Source organism: Planctomycetota bacterium, from assembly GCA_018242585.1.
In the GTDB taxonomy this organism is placed as follows: domain Bacteria; phylum Planctomycetota; class Planctomycetia; order Pirellulales; family PNKZ01; genus JAFEBQ01.
In genome coordinates this window covers 122907-145749 of record JAFEBQ010000009.1, presented here as the reverse complement: position 1 = coordinate 145749, position 22843 = coordinate 122907, and the positions used below count along the sequence as shown (strand labels likewise).

The window sequence follows — 22843 nt, the reverse complement described above, 5'->3', positions numbered from 1 at the left end:
ATATCACAAGGCCGCCGCGGGCGCGACCGACTTACAACTTGAACAGTACGTGCGACTGGACAAAGGCAATTAAATCCTGGAACAGGACATAACCCAACGGACGCCAGCCACAGTCGATCCGCGCGGTCACGTCGCTGCCGGGGCGCAGATCACCGAGCGCTTGTCGGTCGATCTTCACTCGCACCAGTACCGTGTTGCCGTCGTCGCCGCGGACCTCGGCCGAGCGCTGCACCTCGGTGATCGTGCCGTAGTGATCGACGCCCGGCGAGGTGGCCAAGCGGAACGTCACTGGCAGTTGCCGCGCTTCGGCATCGACCAGGTTCCCCATCCGATGCTCGGGCACGCGGAGTTCCAACTCCCAATCACCCTTCACGTCGGCCACGCCCAGCAGGGCCTGCCCCTGGCGCACCGGGCGCTGACGCAGCAGTTGTTCGACATTCCAGGAGGTGACCGTGCCGGCGACCGGCGCCTTGACCTGCAGCGTCTCGCGCTTGCGCGTCGAGAGTTCGAGTTGCTTGTCCAGACTGATCAGCCGTTGCTTCAATTCGCTGCGCCGCCCTTCCAGTCGGTTGCGCTCTTCGACCGAGGCGCTACGGCTTTTTTCGACAAGGTAGCGTTCGCTCTCGATGGCCTGCAACTGGGCGGTTGTCGCTTCACGCTCTCCCAACAGGTCGGCAAAGGCAACATCCAGGTCGGTGTTGCGTAGCGTCACCAGCAACTCGCCGGCCGCCACTTGTTGGCCGTGGCGGATGCGAATCTCGTCGACGGTTCCATCGAGCGGCGCGAAGACATCGCGCCGGACCACGGGCTGGAGCGCGCCGGGACTTTGCACTCGTAGCGGAAACGGAATCACGACTAGCGCCGCCACGATGCCCGCGACCATGGTGGCGATGGCCGTCGCCCGCGGTAGCGACCTGAGCCAGCCGATCGCGCGGCTGTTGCCGATGGCTCGCCACAGGGGCATCAGGAACAGTTGGCCATGTTCGAGCGCGTTGCCGAGAGCCGCACCGGCGTGCTTGGCCACGGTGGCCACACGCTCGTCCTGGCCCGGCTCGATGGCCGCGTCGCCCAGTTGCTCGACCACGATCGCGCCGACTGGCGTCACCCAATTGGCGTGGCAGCTTTCCTCGCCGCGTACGATCGGCACGATGGCAACCTGCCGCGCGTGCGAAGCATCGAGATAGTCTTGCATCAAGTTCTCGATCTGCGGCGGCAATTCGACTTCCACCCCACGGTACCAGATCGACTCGCGGCCGGCGATCACCCCTTCGGCCAGCGCGCCCAGCCGGCGAATCGCCAGCGCGCGATGATCGAACACGTCCTGGCCGCTGATAGCCTCGACCTGGCAATGTCCGTGGCGATTGACCACCACAGTCACGCGGTCACAGTCGATCAGTTGCCGACCTTCGTTGGCGATTGCGTAGGCCGTTTGTTGTGGATCGAGCGAGGCGTGAACGGCATCGACAAACTGTTCGAGCCGTTGCCACATGGCCTGTCGCTGGTGCGAATCGCTCTGCTGTCGTTGCCGCAGATAAGTCGCGGCGATTTCGCTCATTTGCAGCAGAAACCGCAGGTAACCCCGCTGGGTGCGCGGCAGTGAATCAGGGCGCTGAAAAATCTCGATCACCGCGCCGGCGCCGCCGCTCAGTTGAATGGGGGCGAGGACCAGCAACAGTTCGGTCGGGTTTTCGGCCGCGCTGTTTTCGTCGCGATAGCGCGGCGGGACGAGCATCCCGCGGCTCGAAGTAATCGCCTTTTGTAGCAGCGCCTGGTGGCCGTCGCTCGCTTCGTCCGACGGCACGAGGCCGGTCTCGGCAATGTTTTGCTGGCCCACCAACTCAAACGCCGCGTCGGCATCGCGCAGCCAAACCGCCCCCGCCGGCGCGGCCAGGGCCGCGACCGCATGGTCGAGGAAGCGGGCAAAGAACTCGTCGGGCGCCAGGTTCTGGCGCGACAGTTGGGCGGTCTGTTCGACCAGCCGACGAATTTGCCGCTGCGCCTGTTCGACCTGCGTTGGGTCGAGCGCTTCGTCCGTGCTCATGGAGGGTGGGCCTATCCTTGGCCTTAAGTCGTTGCGGGGCTAATTGATGACGCGCGGCCGAGGCCGGTTTTCGCGCCGGGGAATGATACCGCGTGCGCGTGGTGCGACCTAGAACAGTTGGACGTGTGGGCTCGCGCTGCCAGCGGCGCGCGGACCTATGGCCCTGCGACTAAACGGGCATAACATTACGAGCGTTTAGCGCACGAGACGTCGGCACTGCTAGCAAGTTGCCGAAGCCGTTGTACCGCTTCGGTTACCAACTCGATGGCTGTTTCGATCTCGTCGGCGGTGTTGAATCGGCCGATGCCGAATCGCAAGCTAGCACGCGCCAGGTCATCCCCCAAGCCGAGGGATCGTAGGACATGACTCGGCTCGGGATTGATCGAGGTGCAAGCAGCGCCGGAACTGACCGCCAGACGTTTCATGGCCATCATCAGCGCTTCGCCGTCGACCCCGGCAAAGCCGACATTCAGGTTTCCCGGCAACCGCAGCGCGGGTTCCAAGGCGGGGCCATTCAATGTAATGCCGCCGAGCGCAGCTTCGAGGCCGGCGAACAAGCGATCGCGCAGTGCGCCGAGCCGCGTGGCTTCCGTTGCCTGCTCGACTCGGCACAGCTCGAGCGCCGCGGCCAGGCCGACAATGCCCGGCACGTTCAACGTCCCGCTGCGAAAGCCGGCTTCGTGACCTCCACCGGTGATCTGGGGCAACAAGCGAACCGGCGGCGCGCTGCGCCGCACGTACAACGCGCCGATTCCCTTCGGCCCGTAAATCTTGTGCGCCGTAAAGCTCATCAGATCGACGCCCAGCGCACGCACGTCAACCGCGATTTTGCCGACGGCTTGCGTGGCGTCGCAATGGAGCAGAATGCCCCGCTCGCGACACAAGGCGGCCAACTCGGCAATCGGTTGCAGCACGCCGATCTCGTTGTTCGCCAACATAACCGAGACGAGCACCGTCTTGTCGGTCAGCGCGTCGCGAAACCGATCGACTTCCAAGCGTCCCGCCAGGCGGTCGTAGGCTTGCAACACTGGCAGCAGCGTGACGTCGAAGCCGCGGCTGGTCAGCCGGCTCAGCGGATCGAGAATGGCGCGATGCTCGGTGACGACGCTCAGCAGGTGATTGCCGCGCAGCGGTTGCCGTTCGCACACGCCGCGCAGCGCCAGGTTATTGCTCTCGGTAGCGCCACTGGTAAAGACAATTTCGCGGGGCTGCGCGCCGATCGACGCGGCGATGGCTTGCCGGGCCGCGTCAACGGCGTCCTTGGCCACGTGTCCATATCGGTGCGTCGAGCCGGCGTTGCCATACTCCTCGCTGAAATAGGGGAGCATCGCCGCCAGCACCCGCGGGTCGACGCGAGTTGTAGCGTGATTGTCGAGATAGATCGTCGTGTCGTTGGGCATTGGGCCATTGTACGCTCGCCGCTCGGGCGAGAGAATTGCTCAAGAGCAAGATGCGACGCGAGAGCCAAAGAATACTTCCCAGGCGCATTTCAACCATTGACGTGGGAGCCAGGTGCGTGACGAACTCTGAAATTGCCGACGCTTTCGACGAACTGGCCAGTTTGCTCGAGTTTACGGGGGCGAATCCGTTTCGCGTCCGGGCCTATCGTAATGCCGCGCGGACATTGCGCGACTTGACTGAGCAAATCAGCAGCGTGGCCAACGACCCCGAGCGGAAGTTGACCGACATCGAGGGAATTGGCGACGATCTGGCCGCCAAGATTCAGGGACTGTTGACGACCGGCGAGTTGCCGCTGTTGACCGAGATGCGGAGCAAGGTGCCCGCCTCGGCAATGGCCTTGTTGCGCATTCCTGGCGTGGGGCCGAAGAAGGCGGCTTCGCTGGTGAAGGAACTGAACATCAGCACGCTCGACGAGTTGCGTGAAGCGTGTCAGCAACACCGCGTGCAACACCTGAAAGGTTTTGGCAAGAAAACCGAGGAACTGATCCTGCTGGGGCTTGAACTGGCCGGCGAAGCGAACAAACGCTGGTACTGGATCGAAGCGGACGGCTTCGTGCGCGAGCTGAAGCACCATCTCCAGGGGGCGCCTGGGCTCGAACGCCTGGAAGCCGCTGGCAGTTACCGCCGCGGCAAGGAGACGGTCGGCGATGTCGACCTGCTGGCGATTGCCAACGAGCCCAATGCCGTGATGGACCGGCTGGCTGGCTTTCCCAGCGTGGCCGACATCATCGGCCGCGGCGACACCAAGCTCTCGCTCCGCTTGAAGTCGGGATTGCAGGTCGATCTGCGCGTGGTGCCCGCCGAAAGTTTCGGCGCGGCGCTGCTCTATTTCACCGGTTCCAGGGATCACAACATCGAGCTTCGCGCCCGCGCCAAGGGGCTCGGCCTGAAAATCAATGAATACGGCGTGTTTCGCGGCGAGAAAAGTATTGCCGGGCAAAGCGAGGAACAGATTTACGCGGCGCTCGACTTGCCGTTGTTTCCGCCCGAGCTGCGCGAAGCGCGGCGCGAGTTCGAATGGGCCGCCGAGGGGAAGCTTCCCAAGTTGATTGTAGTTGACGATCTGCTCGGCGATTTGCACATGCACACCACGGCCACCGATGGGCAGGCCACGCTCGAAGAAATGGTCGACGCCGCCGAAGCTCGCGGACTGAAGTACATTGCCATCACCGATCACTCGAAGCGGGTCACGATGGCCCACGGGCTCGACGCCGAGCGGCTGCGCGCCGAGTGGCGCGCGATCGACAAGCTGAACAAGAGCCGTCGCAAGATTCAGGTGTTGAAGGGAGTCGAGGTCGACATTCTTGAGAAGGGAGGGCTCGACCTGGACGATGACGTGTTGTCCGAGGCCGATTGGGTGGTGGCCAGTGTCCACTACGGCCAGAATCAACCCCGCGAGCAGATCACCGCGAGAATTGTCGATGCCCTGAAAACCCCTCATGTTTCAGCCATCGCGCACCCCACGGGGCGGATCATCAGTCGGCGCAAGCCATACGAGTTGGACTTCGACGCGGTGCTGCAGGCGGCGTCGGATTACGGCAAGCTGCTGGAATTGAATTCCAACCCAGCGCGGCTTGACCTGGATGACATCCATTGTGCCATGGCCAAGGAGCATGGCATTCCGATCGTGATCTCGACCGACGCTCACGACACCGAAAGCCTGGCGCTGGTCCGCTGTGGCGTCATGCAAGCGAGGCGCGCCGGCCTTGCCAAAGCCGACGTGGCCAACACGCGTCCCTGGGAGCAAATACAAAAGTTGATCGGGCGCAATTAACCGGGACGTTGTCGCGCGAGTGCGACTGCGGTTACTTGGCCACGATTTCCAGCTTGGGCATCTTGGCCTTCAGGGCGTCGATCGACGCAGCGCTGATGCCGGTTGAATCGATCCTCAGCGTCTTCAGCGTCACCAACCGCAGCAGCACCGGCACGCACGCATCGGTGACGGGCGTGTGATCAAGCGCCAGGTAATTCAGGTCGACGAACCGATCGAGCGCTTTGACCCCCTTGTCGGTGAGCTTGGTCGAGCCCAGGTCCAGCTTGCGCAGCCCCGTCAGGCCGCGGAAGTCGAGCCCCTCGTCAGTCACCAACGTGCCGCTCAGCGACAATTCTTCCAGCTTGCCACAATTGCGCAGCGAGTTCAGGCAAGCGGCCGTCACCTTGGTGCCGGTCAGATCGAGCACTTGCAGCTTGGAGGCTCGCTTGAGGTTGGCGACCCCCTCGTTGGTAATCTTGGTGTGCTTCAAGATGACCGTTTGCAGGTACTGCAAGCCGGCCAGATGGGTCAGCCCCTCGTCGGTGATGCTGGTGCTGTCCAAGTCGATGAATTGCAGGTACGGAAACGATTGCAGGGCGGACAATTGCGGATCGGTCACCCGGGTGTTGCGGAGCATTACCTTCAGGACCGGGCGATTGGGCAAGCGGAACTCGGCCTGCACTTTCCCCCCCAGCGCAATGAAGTCGGCGGCGGCGCGCTGCTGGGTCTCGAAATCAGGATCCTGGGCCCATGCCGGCTCGGTAAGGCACACGACCAAAAGGGCAATAGGAAGCGTCAATCGAAACCAGCCGAACATAGCGAAATACCCCGCGGTACGAGTTTCTGGCGGTGTCCAAGGTCCAACAGCGCTGAGCCGGGCCATACGGGCGGCCCGCACTGAAAGCAGCAAAAACGCCATCATAAACCGCTTAATGCTACGTCGCAAAACGAGGGTTTGCTTTTGGCCAGATGCCGCGGTCGGCGTGTTCAAATCATTGCGCCCAACGCTTAAGATCAAGCCTGCCAAGGGCAAGGGGTAGTAACGGCACATTACGATCCAAGACCGGCCTGGGGGACGACAGTTGCGATGGAACGAGAACCACTCGATCAAACATCGGTCCACCTGCCCGGCGCCCAGGAACTGGTCGAGCGGTTCCACCGGCTGCGCGACCTGGGGCAAGCGGTGCCAATCGAGTCGTACATCGCTCAGTTTCCCCACGCCGCCGACGAACTGCGCCGCCGTCTGATCGACGCCACCGAAGCCCACACGTCCGATCCGATCCATTTCGACGCGACCGAGGCCCATTCGGTTCCCGCGTCTCGGGCTGTCGTAGCGCCGGTCAACGCTCGATTGGAGCGACTGGGCGATTTCCAGATCGTGCGCGAGATCGGTCGCGGCGGCATGGGCGTGGTCTACGAAGCCGAGCAGGGCTCGCTGGGACGGCGCGTGGCGTTGAAAGTTCTGCTGGCCAGCACGTTGCTCGATCCTCGGCAATTATCCCGGTTTCAACGTGAAGCTCGGGCGGCAGCCCGTCTGCACCACACGAACATCGTGCCAGTGTTCGGCGTTGGCGACGACCAGGGGATTCACTATTACGTGATGCAGTTCATCATCGGCCGCGGCATCGATGGGCTGTTGACCGAATTGCGCTGGCTGAGCCAGCAGCGGCAGACTCCCGGCGCGCTGACATCGCGCGCCGCCAAGGCCCCGGCCCAGGCGGCGCCGGCCGATTCGACCGTGACCGACTGGGCGCAGATTCTGCTGTCGGGACATCAAAAGCTCAGCGACCTGACCGGCGGTGACGACTCTTGGAAGTCATTAGCTGCCCCGGCCCCCAGCGCTTCGCCAGCGACACCGCAGCTTTACGAAGCCCATGAACTGAATGCCGCGCGACCTTATTGGAACAGCGTGGCCCGGATTGGTTACCAGGTGGCCGACGCGCTGGCCTACGCCCACAGCCAAGGAGTGCTGCACCGCGACATCAAGCCGGCCAACTTGTTGCTCGACACCGACGGCACGGTCTGGATCACCGACTTTGGACTGGCCAAGGCAACCGACACCGACAACCTGACCCAAACCGGCGATATTGTCGGCACGTTGCGGTACATGGCCCCGGAATCGTTCCGGGGACAGAACGACGCGCGAACCGACATCTATGCCCTGGGGCTGACGCTGTACGAATTGATCGCTCTGCGACCGGCGTTCGACGCCAACGATCGGCAGAGCCTGATTCGACAGGTGACCCAAGCCGAGCTGCCGCCGCTGCGCAAGATTTGCCCGACGGCGCCGCTCGATCTCGAAACGATCGTGCTCAAGGCGCTGGAACGCGAGCCGGGGCACCGCTACCAGTCGGCGGCCGACATGGCCAACGACCTGCAACACTTTTTGCACGACGAACCGATCACCGCGCGACGCGCGTCGATCCCGCAGCGCCTGGCCCGCTGGTATCGGCACAACCCGGTGGTGGCGCGGTTGACTATCCTGTTGATCGTGGTGTTTCTGGCCGGCTTTGCTGGCGTGACGTGGAAGTGGCGTGAATCGAACGTATTGCGCGACGAAGCGCTCGAACAGCGCAACGAAGCCATCGAAGCTCGCGAAGATGCCAAGCTGGCCGAAGGTGACGCCAAGCGCAACGCCGCGGTCTCGGATGCGTTCAATCACTTTCTGGTTCGCGAGATCATCGAGGCGGCGGCCCCCGAAAAGGCCCAAGGACGCAAAGTGACGGTCGAGGAAGTGCTGCGCAAGGTGACGCCGCGTATCGATGCCGCGTTGCGCGACGAGCCCGAGGTCCAGGCGGCCGTCCACACGACGGTCGGCACGACGTTGCATCGGATGGGAGATTATGCCGATGCCGAACCCCACCTGCGCCGCGCGCTGCAGATTTACGAGTCGATTCTCACGCCGGACAGTCAGGACACGTTGGCGGCGGTCAACAATTTGGCCGAGTTGTTGAAGACCCAGGGGAAACTGGCCGAAGCCGAGCCGCTGTATCGCCGCTCGTACGAAGCTCGACTTAGAAACTTGGGCGAGAAGGATCCGCTGACGCTTGGCGCGCAGATGAACCTGGCCCAATTGCTGCTGGCTCGTGGCGAATCGGCCGAGGCCGAACCGCTGTTCAAGCGTGCCTACGAGTTGTACGGACAGACTTTGGGCGAGGATGAACCCGAGACATTGTTGGCGGCGTCGAGCTTGGCGTGTGCCTGGCAGGCCGAAGGCAAGTTGGCCGAGGCCGAGCCCTTGATGACGACGGCCACCAAAAAGTTGGCCACCAAGCTCGGCAGCGACGCGCCCTATACGCTCAATGCTCAACACAATCTGGCGGTGTTGCTCAAGGAAATGGGGCGGCGCGAGGACGCCGAAAAGCTCTACAGCAAAGTCCTGGCGGCACGCACCAAAGTGCTGGGGCCCGAGCATCCCGACACGTTGGTGACGATGAATCAACTGGCGATTCTGTTGCAGGACCAGGGGCGGCTGCGCGAGGCCAAGCCGTTGATCGAACAGACCTTGGCCGCCAGCCAGCAAGTGTTTGGCTCCGACCATCAGCAAACTCTCGTTGCCCGGCACAACCTAGCTCGACTATTGCAGGCCGAGGGCAAGGCCACCGAGGCCGAGCCGCTAGTCCGCGCCAATGTCGAAGCCTGCAAGCGAACCTTGGGCCCCGAACATCCTAACACGCTCCAGGCGCTGGCCAACCTGGCGATGGTGCTGCAAGCCGAAGGAAAGTTCGACGAGGCCGAAAAACTACTGCGCGACGTACTCGACGCCCAGCGTCGCGTGCTTGGCCCGGAACATATGTTGACCCTCGTGACAATGAACAACCTGGCCGTCACGCTGCAAGCGCTCGGCAAGTTGGGCGAGGCCGAACCGTTGGTGCGCCAAAATTACGAGATTTGCCGTCGCGTGCTCGGGGCCGAACATCCGGACACGCTGTTGGCGATGAGTGGGCTGGGGCAGTTGTTCATGTCCGAGGACAAGTGGCGCGAGGCCGAGCCAATGATCCGCGAGAGTTATGATCTGCATCGCAAAGTGCTTGGCCCGAAACATCCCGAGACGTTGAATGCCGCGGACGATTTGCTTTCGGTCCTGATGGCCAAGGCGGAACTAGCCGAGGCCGAGACGTTGGTGCGGTCGCTGCTCGAGACACGTCGTCAGACCTTGGGGGCCGATCATCCCGAGACCATGCGCACGCTCGACACCTTGGTGGTGGTGCTGTCCAACGAAGGCAAGCAAGACGAGGTCGAGTCGCTGTTGCGCAAGGCGCTCGACGAACGGACGAAACAACTCGGCCCGCTGCACGCCGAAACCCTCTGGGCACAACGAAACCTGGCCGCGGCCTCGCTCCGTGAGCAGAAATGGGACGAAGGAGAAAAGCTGCTCCGCTCGTTGATCGAAGCGCGGCGCGCCGGTTCGGCCGCCGACCCGGCCGAACTGGTCGAGACGTTGACGATGTTGGGCGAGGCGCTGCTGAATCGTAATCGGGTGTCCGAGGCGGAGCCTTTGCTGCGCGAGGCGGTCGAGCAAGGGAACAAACACTTACACGAAGGGAATGTTCACACGGCCGAGGCCGAGAACACTTGGGGGGCCTGTCTGACCAAGCAAGGGAAATACGCCGAGGCCGAGCCTTTGTTGATCGAAAGCTTCGCTATCCTGAACCTGCGCTACGGGCTGGGATCGCCGACGCGGCAGGCCTTGCAACGGATCGTCACGTTGTACGAAGCCTGGAACAAACCGGCCGAGGCCACTGAATGGCGAGCCAAGCTCGCGCCGACCAAGCCCGTGGACAAAGCATCGGCGGCGAAGGCTGAGCCCGCCGCCAAGTCAGAACCCGCCAGCAGCAAGCCATGAACAAAGCTTTCATCAAGGAGCCCGATCAATCGGGACCGGTCCATTGTCCTCGTTGCGGTTCGCTGGGGACGGTGGTCAACGACCGGACGTTGGCCGCGCACTTGGGGGCCGACTTTCACGGCCGCGTCGCCAACCCGGCGAACTTCTGTCCTTATCCGGCCTGCTCGGTGGTTTACTTCGATCAGTTCGATCGGGTGATCACCATCGAAGACATCGGGCGGCCGGTCTATCCCAAGGATCCCGAAGCGCCGATGTGCGCCTGCTTTGGCCTGACGCGGCAAGACATCGACGACGAGATCGCCGCCGGCAGCGTGGCGCGGCTGCGCGAGATGATTGCCAAGGCCAAATCCGCCGAGGCCCGCTGCGAGACGGCCGCCTTCGACGGACGCTGCTGCGTGGCGGAAGTCCAGCGCTATTACATGCAGCACCGGCAATCGGCGGGCTAGCCCGGTTGCCCGCGCCACCTAATAATTTACTTCGCGTGCGGGTTGCTGTAAGCTGAAAGCGGAACTTGTCTTGCGCTCCACTAGCTGGGCCGTGGGTGTTGGTTTTCCAATGTTTCGCGGAACCCTGGTGCTGCGCGCCTTTCTCGCAGGGTGGAACATGTCACAAGCAGTCGTCGATCCCCAGGAATTGCGGCGCTTCGCCAACAATCTGAAGCAATTCAGCGCCGAGTTGCAAAACCAGATGTCGTTGCTTCGTTCGCAACTGATGACGCTGGGGCAGACTTGGCGCGACCAGGAACATGAAAAGTTCGTGGCCGAGTTCGACCAGACAACCGTCGCTATCGGTCGGTTCCAGGAAGCGGCTGGGCAGCATGTGCCGTTTCTGTTGCGCAAGGCGGAACGGATTGAAGAGTATCTGCATCAACGGTAATGGGTCGAGGTCGCGACCGATTTGGAGGCTCGCCCGGCTTGAACTGGGGCGACTCTTGGGCGGCGCAACCCGAAGGCAGGTGAGGCTTGAACCAGGCAGCCAATGTTCGTTCGATTGACGCCTTGCGCGACTTTCGCGTGGCGATTCTCAACTTTCGTGACGGGGGAAACCAGGCACTGGCCACCGTCCAGGTCGAAATCCGTCGCACGCTTGACTGGCTGTGCCACGACCAGGCCAAGTACTGGCAGCAAGAGATTCGCCGCCGCGAAGAGCGCGTGAACGAAGCCAAGATGGAGCTGAGCCGGTGCATGATGAGTAAGAATGCCGCCGGCGAGCCGCCAGCCTGCACCGAGCAGAAAGTGCTGTTGGCCAAGGCCAAGGCGGCCCTGGCCGCCGCCGAGGAAAAGCTCGAGAAGGTAAGGCACTGGGCATTGGTGCTGCAACAGGAAGTGGAAGACTTTCGTGGCCCGTCCCAGGTCTTGGGGAGCCGGCTGGATGTCGAAATTCCCCAGGCGGCTACCTGGTTGGAACAGTCGATCGCGGCTCTGGAGGCGTACATCGGCTTTGTTGCGGCCACCGACCAACCGGCGCTAGAGCCGGTCGTTCAAGCCGCTCCGGTTTACCCCGAGTTGACCCCCACGGGAGCGCCCGAGGGAGCGAAACCGGCCCAGGCTGCGGCGGCAACTTCCGGCGGTGCAACAAGTTCCGAAAAAGGGCAGTCCCAAGCGACGCAATAATCGTTTATTACCCTAGGCGGCCGCCCCACGTGGCCGCCAGCGCACCAGTTAAGAGCCATGCACAACGGCGATTTAAGCATCGTTTCGAGCACGCTCAGCCATTCCTATCGCACCCTGTTGGCGCGGTGGGACGACACGCTCGACGTCTGGAACGATCCGGTCAGCAAGCGGTTCGAGGAAAAGCACATCGAGCCGTTGGAGCCCGACGTGACCGGGTTCCTCAAGGCGGTCAATCGGCTGTCGCAAATCATGACGAAAGCCGTTGAGGAATGCAGTTAGTCGATTCCATCCAGACTGAGGTGAAGCGTCGAGACGAGTCGGCGCCGGCCCATCCGAACGAAGTCCACGAGCAAGGAAAGCCCGAGTCGGTAGTCCATGAGTGAGCCATCGCTAATCGATCGTCAGCAAGGGGCGCTTCGGGCGCTCGAGGAGTTGCTGCGCCAATGCCAGACCCAGATTGCCACCGCCGAAAAGCAATTGGCCAGCGGACGCGTAGCCGCGGTCGAGCAAGCCGACCAGAACCAGTTGCTGATCGATTCCCAGCGTGATCGCACTCGGCAGCATGCCGAGGCGACTTACACGCACACAATGCAGGAACTCGAAGGGCGGTTTCAGCTCGAGTTCGGCACCGCGCAGCAAGAATACCAGACGCTCAAGCAGCGGGCGCTGGCTCGTTACGAAGCTGAAAAGACGAACACCAAGAAGTCGCTCAGCGAGGTGGGCTGGGAAACGCAGACCACGTTCGACGCCACTCGCAACAAGCCCAAGCGCGACTTCATGGAGTTTGACAAGCAGGTCAAAGCTCGCGCCGAACGGCTGATGCAAATTGGCGAAGAAGCGCGGGCCTGGCTGGCCGAATGCCGGCTGTTTCGCGCGCCGGCGATCAACACCGAGGGGTCGCCCGACCTGACCACGGTGGCTGACCCGGTGGTGGCATTCGTCCAGCGACAAGAGCAGGCCGAAGTCCTGCTGGCCCGGTTGCTCGGCCATCCACTGTTGAAGTTCTTTGCCGGCGTGGGGCCGTTCTTCATCGTGTTGTTCGTCTGGCTGGCGCTGATCTACCCGGCGGGGCGGCTGACCGAGTGGCATATCTCGTGGATTGCGATCAGCGGCGTGGCGGGCGTGCTAATCGGCGGCGGAATCGATCTGGCGTTGTACCTGCTGGCTCGCGGCAAGGTGCGGCAAGTCTTCGATCCGCTGGGCCAGGCGTTGGTCGATGCCGAATTGCTCAGGCAACACACGATGGAAGTCGCCACGGCGCGATTTCAGAAGGAGCAGGCCGAAATTGCCACGCGCCACCAGGAAGAAATGTCCAAGGCCAACGAGAAATATCAATCCGCTCGCGACGCCGCGCGCCAGCGCCGCGACGAAGAGTTGGCGCGCCTCGAAGCCAAATACCCGCCGAAGATGGCCGAACTGCGGGCCACGTACGAAGCCGATCTGACGCAATGTAAACAGCAGCACGCGCATCAATTGGCCGAGGCGACCGCCGGGCATGAAAAGGGAATGACCGACGAGCGGCAGCGGGCCGAGCACGAAATGCAGTCGCTCGCCGCGCGGGCCCAGTCAGAAGCCCAGGCGGCGCTGACCCGCTGGCGCGATGGCGTGGCCCAGGCCGAAGGTGAAATCGCGCAACTCGTCGCCGACACGAACAAGGCGTTCCCCGAGTGGGATCAGGCCGCGATCGACTCTTGGCAGCCGCCGGAACAGTTGGTCCACGGCGTCCGCTTTGGCCAGTTGACGGTTCGCTTCGATCGGCTGGCCGCGGACCTCGAGGACCGCCGCCTGGCCCAGCAGCACCAGGCCGTTTACACCATGCCGGCCTTGCTCGATTTTCCACGCCGCTGTTCGTTGCTGTTGCGCGCAGCCGGTGTGGGACGTAGTCGCGCAGTCGACGTGTTGCAGTCGGTGATGCTGCGCATCCTGACCGCCGCGCCGCCGGGCAAAGTCCGGTTCACGATCATCGATCCCGTCGGGCTCGGCCAGAACTTCGCCGGCTTCATGCATCTGGCCGACTACGAAGAGGCCTTGGTCAGCGGACGTATCTGGACCGAGCCGCAACAGATCGAGCAGCGACTGTCCGACATGACGGTTCACATGTCGAACGTCATTCAGAAATATCTGCGCAACGAATACGAAAGCATCGAGCATTACAACGATCAGGCCGGCGAGGTAGCCGAGCCGTTCCGCGTGGTCGTGGTGGCGAACTTTCCGTTCGGCTTCACCGATGCGGCCATGCGTTATCTGATGGCCGTGGCCACGACCGGCGCGCGATGCGGCGTGTACACGTTGATCAGCGTCGATACCAAGCTGCCGCTGCCGCACGGGTTTCGTATAGCCGATCTGGAAGCGAGCGCCGCCAAGCTGGTGTGGCGCGACGAGGCATTCGTGTGGAAGGATGAGACGTTCGAGCGGTTTCCGCTGCAATTGGACGGGCTGCCCGACGCCGAGCAGTTCAACCAGATCATTCACAAAGTCGGCGAGGGGGCCCGCAACGCCAACCGCGTCGAGGTGCCGTTCGAGTTCATCGCGCCCAAGCCCGACCAGTATTGGACCTCGGATAGCGGGCGCGGCATCGACGTGGCCATTGGCCGCGCCGGCGCCACCAAGCGACAGTTCTTACGGCTGGGACGCGGCACCGCCCAGCATATGCTCATCGCTGGCAAGACCGGCTCGGGCAAGTCGACGTTGCTACACGCGCTGATAACGAACTTGGCGCTGAATTACAGCCCCGATGAAGTGCAACTGTATCTGATCGACTTCAAGAAAGGTGTCGAGTTCAAGACGTACGCGCAATTCCAGTTGCCCCACGCGAAGGTCATTGCGATTGAAAGCGAGCGCGAGTTCGGCCTGAGCGTGCTGCAACGCCTGGACGCCGAGTTGAAGCACCGCGGCGATATGTTCCGCGATATGAACGTGCAGGATTTGAACGCCTATCGCCAGGCTGGCGGCAAAGAGACGCTGCCACGCATCTTGTTTATCGTCGACGAGTTTCAGGAGTTCTTCGTCGAAGACGATAAGATTGCCCAGGACGTGTCGCTGCTGCTTGACCGGCTGGTCCGGCAAGGGCGCGCGTTCGGTATTCACGTTCACCTGGGCAGCCAGACGCTGGGCGGCACTTACAGTCTGGCCCGCAGCACGCTGGGGCAGTTTGCCATTCGCATCGCCCTGCAATGCAGCGAAGCCGACGCCAACTTGATTCTCAGCGAGGAAAACTCCGCCGCGCGGCTCCTCTCGCGTCCCGGCGAGGCGATCTACAACGACGCCAACGGCCGCAGCGAAGGGAACAACCTGTTCCAGGTGGTCTGGCTATCCGACGATCGGCACGAATATTACCTCAAAGCGATCCGCGAACTTGCCCAGTCGCGCGGTGTGACGACCGCCGGGCAAATCGTCTTTGAAGGGAACATCCCGGCTGACATCACCAAGAACCATTTGCTGGCCGCGGCGATCGAGAAGCCGGGGCCGGTCAGCCTCTCGGCCCTGGCTTGGCTGGGTGACGCCATCGCCATCAAGGATCCCACGGCGGCGATCTTCCGTCGGCAAAGCGGGGCCAACGTCCTGCTGATTGGCCAACAGTCCGAAGCGGCGCTGGCCATGATGATGATCACCAGCGTTTCGCTGTCGGCCCAGCAGCCAGGCGCGAAGTTCCTGATCCTCGACGGCCAGGCGCCCGACGCGATGCACGTCGATCAATTGCCGCGCGTGGCGGCGATGTTGCCCGGCACGATCGAAGCCGGCAGCATTCGCGACACCGCCCGGATGATCGGCGCGATGAGCGAAGAGTTGGAGCGGCGCCAGGCTAACGCTAGCTTGGAGCAGCCGCCGATCTATCTGATGATCTACGATCTGCAACGCTTCCGCGACTTGCGCAAGGCCGACGATGATTTTGGTTTCTCGCGCGGGGCCGAAAAGCCGAGCCCGAGCAAGCAATTGGTCGCGTTACTGCGCGAAGGGCCGCCGCTGGGGCTGCACGTGATCGTTTGGTGCGATACGTTGAACAACGTGCAGCGCTGCTTCGACCGACAAACCTTGCGTGAGTTCGAAACCCGCGTGCTGTTCCAGATGAGCGTCTCTGACTCCAGCACGCTGATCGACTCGCCCCAGGCCAGCAAGCTCGGGCCGCATCGCGCCCTGTTGCACAGCGAAGAGCGCGGCCTGCTCGAAAAGTTCCGTCCCTACCGACTGCCCGAAGCGTGGTGGTTGGAGCAGGTGACCAAGACGCTGCGCGAGCGGCTACCAGCGGCCGGCGGCGCGACAACGTCAGGCGACAACGGCGCGCCGTCATCGTCCGGCCCTGCGAACGGTTCCTCGCACGAACCCACGCCGGGCGATTCATCGCCCGCGATGTCGTAACGACGCAATATGTTTCTGCGAATGTATCGCAAGTGACAGACAATCTTGAGCGGCATCGCATCAACCCTTCTCCCTCCGGGAGAAGGTGGCCGAAGGCCGGATGAGGGTCCACTCTGCGCTCGGAGTCGTGTCCGACTGACGCGCGACCCTCATCCGTCGGCTAGCGCCGCCACCTTCTCCCCGGGGGAGAAGGGTTAGCACTGTGTCGCGCACGCTGCCAAGTTCGCATCACAAAGTTAGCCTCACGTCTGCTCGTGCTGAATGTACGTCCGCGGCTTGTAGAACTGGACAACCAGCAGGAAGCCGATCGCCGCTACGAGCATCGCGGCCGTGAAGAACCAGAAATACTTGGCGCCGTGCAGCGCGGCGCGGATGTCTTCCCGCTCCATCAGATGGTTCACGCGAGCCGTCATCTGATTGCCGAGCGAGACAGCCCCCATATTGAGCGCCATTACCAGCGATTTGATCTTCAACGGGGCCTGCGTGTAGGAGAACTCGAGCACCGTAATCGACACCATGACTTCCGAGGCCGTCAGGACCATGTAGGCCAATACTTGCCAGCCAATATGCGGCGTCGTTCCTTGATCGATCCACTGTTGCACCACCGCAACCAGGCCGAACGCGGGGACCATCACGAAGAAGCCAATCGCGATTCGCTTCAGCGGCGTCAGTGGATTCAGCCCTGGCAACTTTTCCAGCGCTGGGTAGATCAGGTAAGTGAACAGTGGAATATAGATCATGATCAGCAGCGGATTAACTGCCTGGAGTTGATCAGGGTCGAGCGTAACCCCGAGTATCTCACGGTTCATCTGCTCGGCCTGCTGCACCCAGGACGAGTGAGTTTGGTCAAACAGCGACCAAAAGACGGCTACGAACAGGAAGATGATCGACAACTTGGCAATCGCGACAATTCCCTCTTTGCTCCGCACTTCGCGCTTCCACTGCTTGGCGTTCGCCGGAATATGCACAAAGCGATGGCGACCCAGCCAGAAGAAAATCGTCGCTAGCAGCATCAGCACGCCAGGAATGCCGAATGCCACATGCACGTTTACGTTGGTGCGCAACCAAGGGATCAACAACTGCGACGCAGCCGCTCCCAGGTTGATCGAAAAATAGAACCAACCAAAGACCCGTTCGAGCAGGTGTTTATTGGTATCGCCAAACTGGTCCCCAACGTGGGCCGAGACGCATGGCTTGATGCCTCCCGCGCCGATGGCGATTAACCCGAGGCCCAGGAACAACCCCAAGGGGGTCCACGTCAGCCCCAGCGATTGCTTTAGCGCCAGGCCATAATCGGTCTGGTCGATCGACAGGACCAGATGCCCCAAGCAATAGAACAGGGACAAGCTGAGGATCGTGCGGTATTTCCCCAGCACGATATCGGCTAACAGGGCGCCCAGCAGCGGAAATGCATAGACGGCCGTGATGAAATCGTGCATCACCGCTCGTGCCGTGTGGTCCGACATCACATCCAACTGTCCATCCACGCCGCGCAATTGCTTCGACATGAACAGAATGAGAATGGCCGTCATACCGTAATAACTGAATCGCTCGGCTGCCTCGTTGGCCACGATGAACGGAATGCCTGTCGGCATCGTCGTACGTGGCTCGGGGGCCGTGCGATATTTGCCGTGAACGGGTGGTTGAGCGGCCGGCGGCGCGTAAGGATTGGTCGACGTTTCTGGCATTCCAACTCCTTTAAGGGCGCTAGCGATCGAGCGCGCGGTGGATCAACGCTCGCAACTGCTCGACACGTTCCAGATCGATGTCCTTGGGCCGCTGGTCCAACAACCAGTCGACGTCAACCAGCGCGCCGCGCATGTTGCCGGCCTGCATTCGCAGCAACGCCCGGCCGATCCGTTCCTGGCTCGAATTGGGCATGAGCGTAACCAGGGCTTCGGCATACCGCAACATCGCCTCGCTATCTTCCTGGCGCTGGGCCACGCCGCGCAGATTGTGCAGCATTCGCACGATGATCGCCCGTTTGCCCGCCGGGACAAGGTGTTCCGCCAGCGCCGGCGTACCAATGGCGTCATGCACGATCGTGTCAGCCTCGGCCTTGGTCAGCCGTGCGCCACGACCGAACGGGTCAAGCAGTTGCGATTCGCCTTCATGTGGTTCATGGCGGACGATGAAATGTCCCGGCAAAGCCACGCCGACCACGCGCATGTCGAGCCGGCCGGCAAGTTCGATGTACAGGATCGACAACGTGATCGGCAGCCCTTCGCGATCGTCGAGCACCTGGTTCAGATAGCTGTTCGCCCGGTTGTAATAATCGTGCCGCGCGCCGTGAAAACCTTGCTCGTCGAATAGGTAGTCGTTCAGCGCTTTGAGCCGGTCGGCTTCGCTCGCCTGAACTGGCCAGCGGGCGCGAATCTCGCGTGCCATCCGTGCCGCTATGTCTAAGTAAGCGTCAACGTCGAGTTCTTCGTTGTCCAAGCGGGCCAGCAGCAATGCCGCCCGCAACAGATCGGCTTTGTCTTCGCCGCGGTCAAGCTCCGCGGCCAGTTGCTGTGTCGCCTCGCGGGCCAGCAATTCGTCGGCCAGCTCGCGCATCTGCTTGGCCCGCTCACGCAGCTCGGTCGCTTGCTGGCGCAGGGCCTGGGCTGCCGCGCCGGGTTGTTCTTGCAGCGGCTTTGCCTCGGGTGCGTCGGCGGAGATTTCATCGGGCAAGCGCTCGACCATTTTCGTCAGCTTGGCGACCGTCTCGGTCGACGGGCCCAGCGGCCGCAGCTCGCGTCCCATGCGGAACTGTTTGAACTCGGCCACGGTGTTGCGGAACTTGGCCAGCCCCACTCGGCCGCCGCGCAATTCGGCGTCGATCATTTCGGCCACCAGGTGGTCGTTCACATAGCAGCGGAGCCACTCCTTTTCGACGCGCACGCGGAGCGTGTTCCAATCTTCCGGCCGATAATGCTCGCTCGCCTTTTCGACCAGCACATGCCATTGCGTGACGTCGGGGCCGTCGAAGCGACTAAGCCGCAGCCGCCCGGCACTGGGGTAAAACCCGTAGTGTCGATCGTCGTCGGTCACGGCAAATGCCAGTCCCGCGGCGCCGGCTTCGTCATCGAGCTTGACCGTCACTTCGATCTCGTACGGCTCATCGGGAGGCGATTTCTGAAAGACGCACAACGACCGCCCGCCGAAACCGGCTCCCGTGCCGCGGACCTGAATGCGACCGGCGTGCTGCCGCCATATGCCCCCCAGGCGCGGCTGCCACTGGGCGGGGTCCAACGCTCCTATCGTCAGCCAGCGCTGGAAGGGGACCGGGTTCGGCTTGTCAACCAACGCTTGCAGGTCATTGCTCTTGAGCGCGAAACCCAAGTTCGATGTCGTGGCCGACTTGAGCGCCATGATCCCCACCACGCGGCCTTGCCGATCGACCAGAGGGCTGCCGCTGTTGCCTCGCTCGATCGGAATGGCGACTTGCCAGAGGGGCGAGCCATCGATCTGCCGGCTGCTGGCGATGGCGCCAACCGCGACGCTGTGTTCGAGCCCCAGCGGGTTGCCCACGGCCAGGACCGGCGTGCCCGGCTCGACTTGCTCGGAATCGGCCAGCTTGAGCGCCGGCAGATTCTTGGCGTTGACGCGCAGCACGGCCAGGTCAAGTTGTCGATCGGTTGCCTCGACGGCCGTCGGAGTGAACGTGCGCCCATCGCTGGTGCGCACCTGAATCGCGCGGCCATCGCCGATGACGTGCCGATTGGTGGCAATCAAACCGTCGGCCGAGATGATAAAGCCGGTCCCCATCCCTTCGTTCGCGCCGCCACGCCCTTCGGTGGTGATGACGACGACCGAAGGTCGCACCTGCTTGGCCAGTTCGACCGACCATTCGTGAGCATGCACCGTGGCGGCGGCCTTGTCCGTCTTGGCCGCTGTCGACTCCTCGGCGTCTTGGGCCCAAACGCACATGCTCCCGCCGGCGAAACTCCAGCAGACGGCAACAAGCAACCAGTGTAAAAGCCGAGGCATGGCGGGATTTCCCGAGGGTTTCCGAGGCGGGAGAGGGGACGGCGGGCGACGCCTATCTTACGCCGAGCGACCGTCCAGATGAACCATCCCGTGCGCCAGGCCGAGGGGAATCCTGCACCGACTTGCCGGGCCGATTGTGCCGAAAAGGACATGTCGGCGGGGACGATCGCTGGGTCGCGGGGGATGAAGGGACGAATAATCGGCCTCAGGCTCGACTTTGGCCTGCATTCGATGCTCAAATAGGAAGGAGCAACGGGACACAATCATCATGCGTCCGCCGGTCCTTGGATTCACGTTGGGAGAATCGATCATGTGCCAATCGAATCGCTTCTGGGGAAGTTTGGTCGTGCTGGCCGTGTTGGGGCTGGGCGTGATTCGCACCGTCGACACCGCCGAGCCGGCCGCGCCCGCCTCGGGCGACAACAAGCAGCTCGCCGAAATCAACCTGAAGTATGCCGAAGCGACGCTGGCGTTGGCCCAAGCCGAACTGAACAAGGCGCTCGGTGCCAACAAGCGATTTGCCAACACCTATCCGTCGGCGTCGCTCGAGTACTTGCACCGTTCAGTCGACATCGCCCAACAGCGGCTTGATGCGTACAAGAGCAGCAGCCCCACGCGGCGTTACGAAGCGTTTGTCGCCATCCAGGAAGGTGGCCTGAAGATCGCCGACGCCGACTACCAGAAGGCGTTGACGGCGAATCAGCGCACGGGAGCCAGCGTCTCGGCCGACGAGTTGGAACGATTGCGCTGCACGGCGGAAGTGGCGCGGCTGCGCTACGAGCGCGCCAAGCTGGCCGAGAGTGAGCCGACCGAAGTCGTGATGGGTTGGCAGTTGCAAGAACTGGCCGACGAGGTGCTGCGTCTGCGCGGCCGCGTCGAAATGCTCAGCCGACGCGATTAGGCCTCTGTCCGCTAGCGTGTGATTGCTGGCGCGCTACGTGCCGTGAGGGGCCACATCCCAAGCGGCCTTGTCTGCAAACCCTGGTCGATTTAACTTGCTGTCATTCTTCAGCAAGTTTTTGCGTCATCGGGTCGGCCACGGATGGCAACCATCGGCAAAAGTCCACGCCTCGCACTTCCGCCCGGGAAGGTCAGCGCGCTAATTGCCGCGATCGCCCTGTTAGTGGGTATTGAAGCCCTTTATCAGACGCGCCGCGGCGAGCTTGACGTCTATCTGGTCGGCGCCGAGCGGATGGTCGAGGGAGCACAAGTTTACGTGCGCGGCGGCGATCCGGTCTATCGGACAAACGCCTTCACCTATCCGCCGTTTTTTGCGTTGGTCTTCGTGCCGCTGCTCGGCTTCAGCGAGCCGGTCGGAGCGGCATTGTGGGCGTTAGCGTCGTGGGTGGCGCTGGTAGCGATCGCCTGGATGATCGATCGAACCGTCGCGTCGTTCGTCACCGATGAACAAGCGCGCGACCGGCGGCTGACCGCGGTGTTTTGGATCGCGCTGGTCGCGCTGATTGGCCGGCATTTGTTGTCGATCTTGGAAGCCTTGTCGCACGATGTGCTGACGTTACTATTAGTGACCGCGTGCGTGTATGGGCTGAGCTTGGGACGGCAGCGCGCGGCCGGTGTTTGTGCCGGCATTGCCGCGGCTTGCAAGGCGACGCCCCTGTTGTTCGCGCCGGTGTTTATGTGGCAGCGGCGCTGGTCGGCGACGGCATGCGTGGTGTTGGCGGCCGCGCTGTGTACCTGGCTGCCTGATTTGACTCATCCGAACAAGGCCCAGATTCCCTGGGCGCTCGACTGGTATCAGACGTTCCTGAGTAATGTCCGGCCTGGCGCCACGGTCGAAGCCCCCGGCGGTTGGCAGGCCTGGAGCGAAGCGAACCAGAGTCTGTCGGGTTCGCTGTACCGCTTGCTGAATCCACCAACCACGCGCCCCGACGAAGCAGAGCGCGACATCAGCGTTTGGAACCCAGGCCCGCACGGCACCAAGGCCGTGACGCTGGCCGCGCAAGTCGGCGTGTTGGTGTTGATGCTGTGGGCCGCCTGGCCGCGCCGCGCGCCCGAGCGCGAAGGGCGGCAAGATTGGCCGTTGGTCGAGTTCGGACAAGGAGCGATCGTGGCGACCGCCATGCCGCTGTTGTCGCCGATGAGCAGCAAGTCGCATTTCGGCATCTTGATCCTGCCGGTTGCCTATTGCCTGACGTATTATCTCTACCGCCGGCGCGATCGCGCGGTGCTGGTGCTGTTGGCGTCGACGTTCGTGATCGGCACGTTGACGATGAAAAGCCTGGTCGGGCACAGTTGGGGGCGCTATCTGCTCGGCTGTGGAACAGTCACCTGGTGTGCGCTGGCGTCGCTGATCGCGGCCGCGCGGACGCTGCAATTGCAGTTGCGCGAATTGCGCTCGGCGGGTGACATACAAACTACGTTGCGAAGCGCCGCAGGCGTGATTGGCAGCGCGGCTCACTCCGCTGGCCCGCGAGCGCCGCACGCGATCGGGAAACCTGCGACGACCAGTTCGGCCGCTCGGGGGCGAAATCGTGATTAAGACCGTGACGACGCGGTGCTATCGCGAGGAAACGGCCCGCAAAATGAATCCGGCCGGCAAGAATCCGGCCTTGACCCATTCGGCCGGCTACCATATTCTCCCGACCTCATTCACGCGGGTTCGAGCGACGGCTCGAACGGAAGTGAATGACGCAGCCCAGGAATGAAGCGGCCGAGTCGAGGCCGCGAAACGGTGAGACGAACTGCTCGTGATCGCCACTCGATCGGTGAGATCAGGCCGATCCAACAGCGACGCGAGCGATTGAAAATACGACCAGCCATGTGGAAGGGTCTGCACTGGC

14 protein-coding genes are annotated in these 22843 nt (G+C 62.7%); 9 read left to right on the top strand and 5 right to left on the bottom strand.

Annotated features, from left to right (window positions below; genetic code table 11):
- Nucleotides 1-31: 31 nt before the first annotated feature.
- Together JSS27_04880 and JSS27_04875 are read right to left on the bottom strand one after the other, a co-directional pair.
- Entirely contained in the window at nucleotides 32-2041 is a 2010-nt protein-coding gene (locus JSS27_04880; GenBank protein MBS0208269.1) for an HlyD family efflux transporter periplasmic adaptor subunit, read from the bottom strand.
- Nucleotides 2042-2226: 185 nt separating this feature from the next.
- A complete protein-coding gene (locus tag JSS27_04875) occupies nucleotides 2227-3441 on the bottom strand; it encodes an aminotransferase class V-fold PLP-dependent enzyme (protein ID MBS0208268.1) in 1215 nt (404 codons plus the stop codon).
- Between the two features lie 50 nt (nucleotides 3442-3491).
- Here JSS27_04875 and polX point away from each other — a divergent pair, with 50 nt between their 5' ends.
- Complete coding sequence (polX, locus tag JSS27_04870) at nucleotides 3492-5276, top strand: DNA polymerase/3'-5' exonuclease PolX (protein ID MBS0208267.1); 1785 nt, start codon at nucleotides 3492-3494, stop codon at nucleotides 5274-5276.
- 31 nt (nucleotides 5277-5307) lie between these two features.
- Here polX and JSS27_04865 read toward each other — a convergent pair whose 3' ends face one another.
- Entirely contained in the window at nucleotides 5308-6027 is a 720-nt protein-coding gene (locus JSS27_04865) for a hypothetical protein (protein MBS0208266.1), read from the bottom strand.
- A 315-nt stretch (nucleotides 6028-6342) separates the two neighbouring features.
- On the opposite strand from JSS27_04865, the gene JSS27_04860 reads away from it, so the two are divergent.
- The 6 genes from JSS27_04860 to JSS27_04835 all read left to right on the top strand — a co-directional run bounded on the left by JSS27_04860 (nucleotide 6343) and on the right by JSS27_04835 (nucleotide 16070).
- Nucleotides 6343-10101, top strand: a complete 3759-nt coding sequence (locus JSS27_04860) for a serine/threonine protein kinase (GenBank protein MBS0208265.1) — start codon at nucleotides 6343-6345, stop codon at nucleotides 10099-10101.
- Nucleotides 10098-10547, top strand: a complete 450-nt coding sequence (locus JSS27_04855) for a hypothetical protein (protein ID MBS0208264.1) — start codon at nucleotides 10098-10100, stop codon at nucleotides 10545-10547. Before JSS27_04860 ends, JSS27_04855 begins: the two co-directional genes overlap by 4 nt.
- Before the next feature lie 157 nt (nucleotides 10548-10704).
- The gene (locus JSS27_04850; GenBank protein ID MBS0208263.1) at nucleotides 10705-10977 is read left to right on the top strand and encodes a WXG100 family type VII secretion target; all 273 of its coding nucleotides are present in this window, start codon (nucleotides 10705-10707) and stop codon (nucleotides 10975-10977) included.
- 86 nt (nucleotides 10978-11063) lie between these two features.
- Entirely contained in the window at nucleotides 11064-11714 is a 651-nt protein-coding gene (locus JSS27_04845; GenBank protein ID MBS0208262.1) for a hypothetical protein, read from the top strand.
- Nucleotides 11715-11771: 57 nt separating this feature from the next.
- Nucleotides 11772-11993, top strand: a complete 222-nt coding sequence (locus tag JSS27_04840) for a hypothetical protein (GenBank protein MBS0208261.1) — start codon at nucleotides 11772-11774, stop codon at nucleotides 11991-11993.
- Nucleotides 11994-12089: 96 nt separating this feature from the next.
- A complete protein-coding gene (locus tag JSS27_04835; GenBank protein ID MBS0208260.1) occupies nucleotides 12090-16070 on the top strand; it encodes an AAA family ATPase in 3981 nt (1326 codons plus the stop codon).
- 242 nt (nucleotides 16071-16312) lie between these two features.
- Here JSS27_04835 and JSS27_04830 read toward each other — a convergent pair whose 3' ends face one another.
- Nucleotides 16313-17758: a POT family MFS transporter gene (locus tag JSS27_04830; protein MBS0208259.1), complete on the bottom strand. Its 1446-nt coding sequence runs from the start codon at nucleotides 17756-17758 to the stop codon at nucleotides 16313-16315.
- A gap of 19 nt (nucleotides 17759-17777) precedes the next feature.
- Nucleotides 17778-20042 (bottom strand): tetratricopeptide repeat protein, encoded by a 2265-nt coding sequence (locus JSS27_04825; protein ID MBS0208258.1) that lies wholly within the window; start codon nucleotides 20040-20042, stop codon nucleotides 17778-17780.
- Between the two features lie 310 nt (nucleotides 20043-20352).
- Here JSS27_04825 and JSS27_04820 point away from each other — a divergent pair, with 310 nt between their 5' ends.
- Both JSS27_04820 and JSS27_04815 read left to right on the top strand, forming a co-directional pair.
- On the top strand, nucleotides 20353-20943 hold the full coding sequence (locus JSS27_04820) for a hypothetical protein (protein MBS0208257.1): 591 nt from the start codon (nucleotides 20353-20355) through the stop codon (nucleotides 20941-20943).
- A 222-nt stretch (nucleotides 20944-21165) separates the two neighbouring features.
- Nucleotides 21166-22542, top strand: a complete 1377-nt coding sequence (locus JSS27_04815) for a DUF2029 domain-containing protein (GenBank protein ID MBS0208256.1) — start codon at nucleotides 21166-21168, stop codon at nucleotides 22540-22542.
- Nucleotides 22543-22843: the final 301 nt, after the last annotated feature.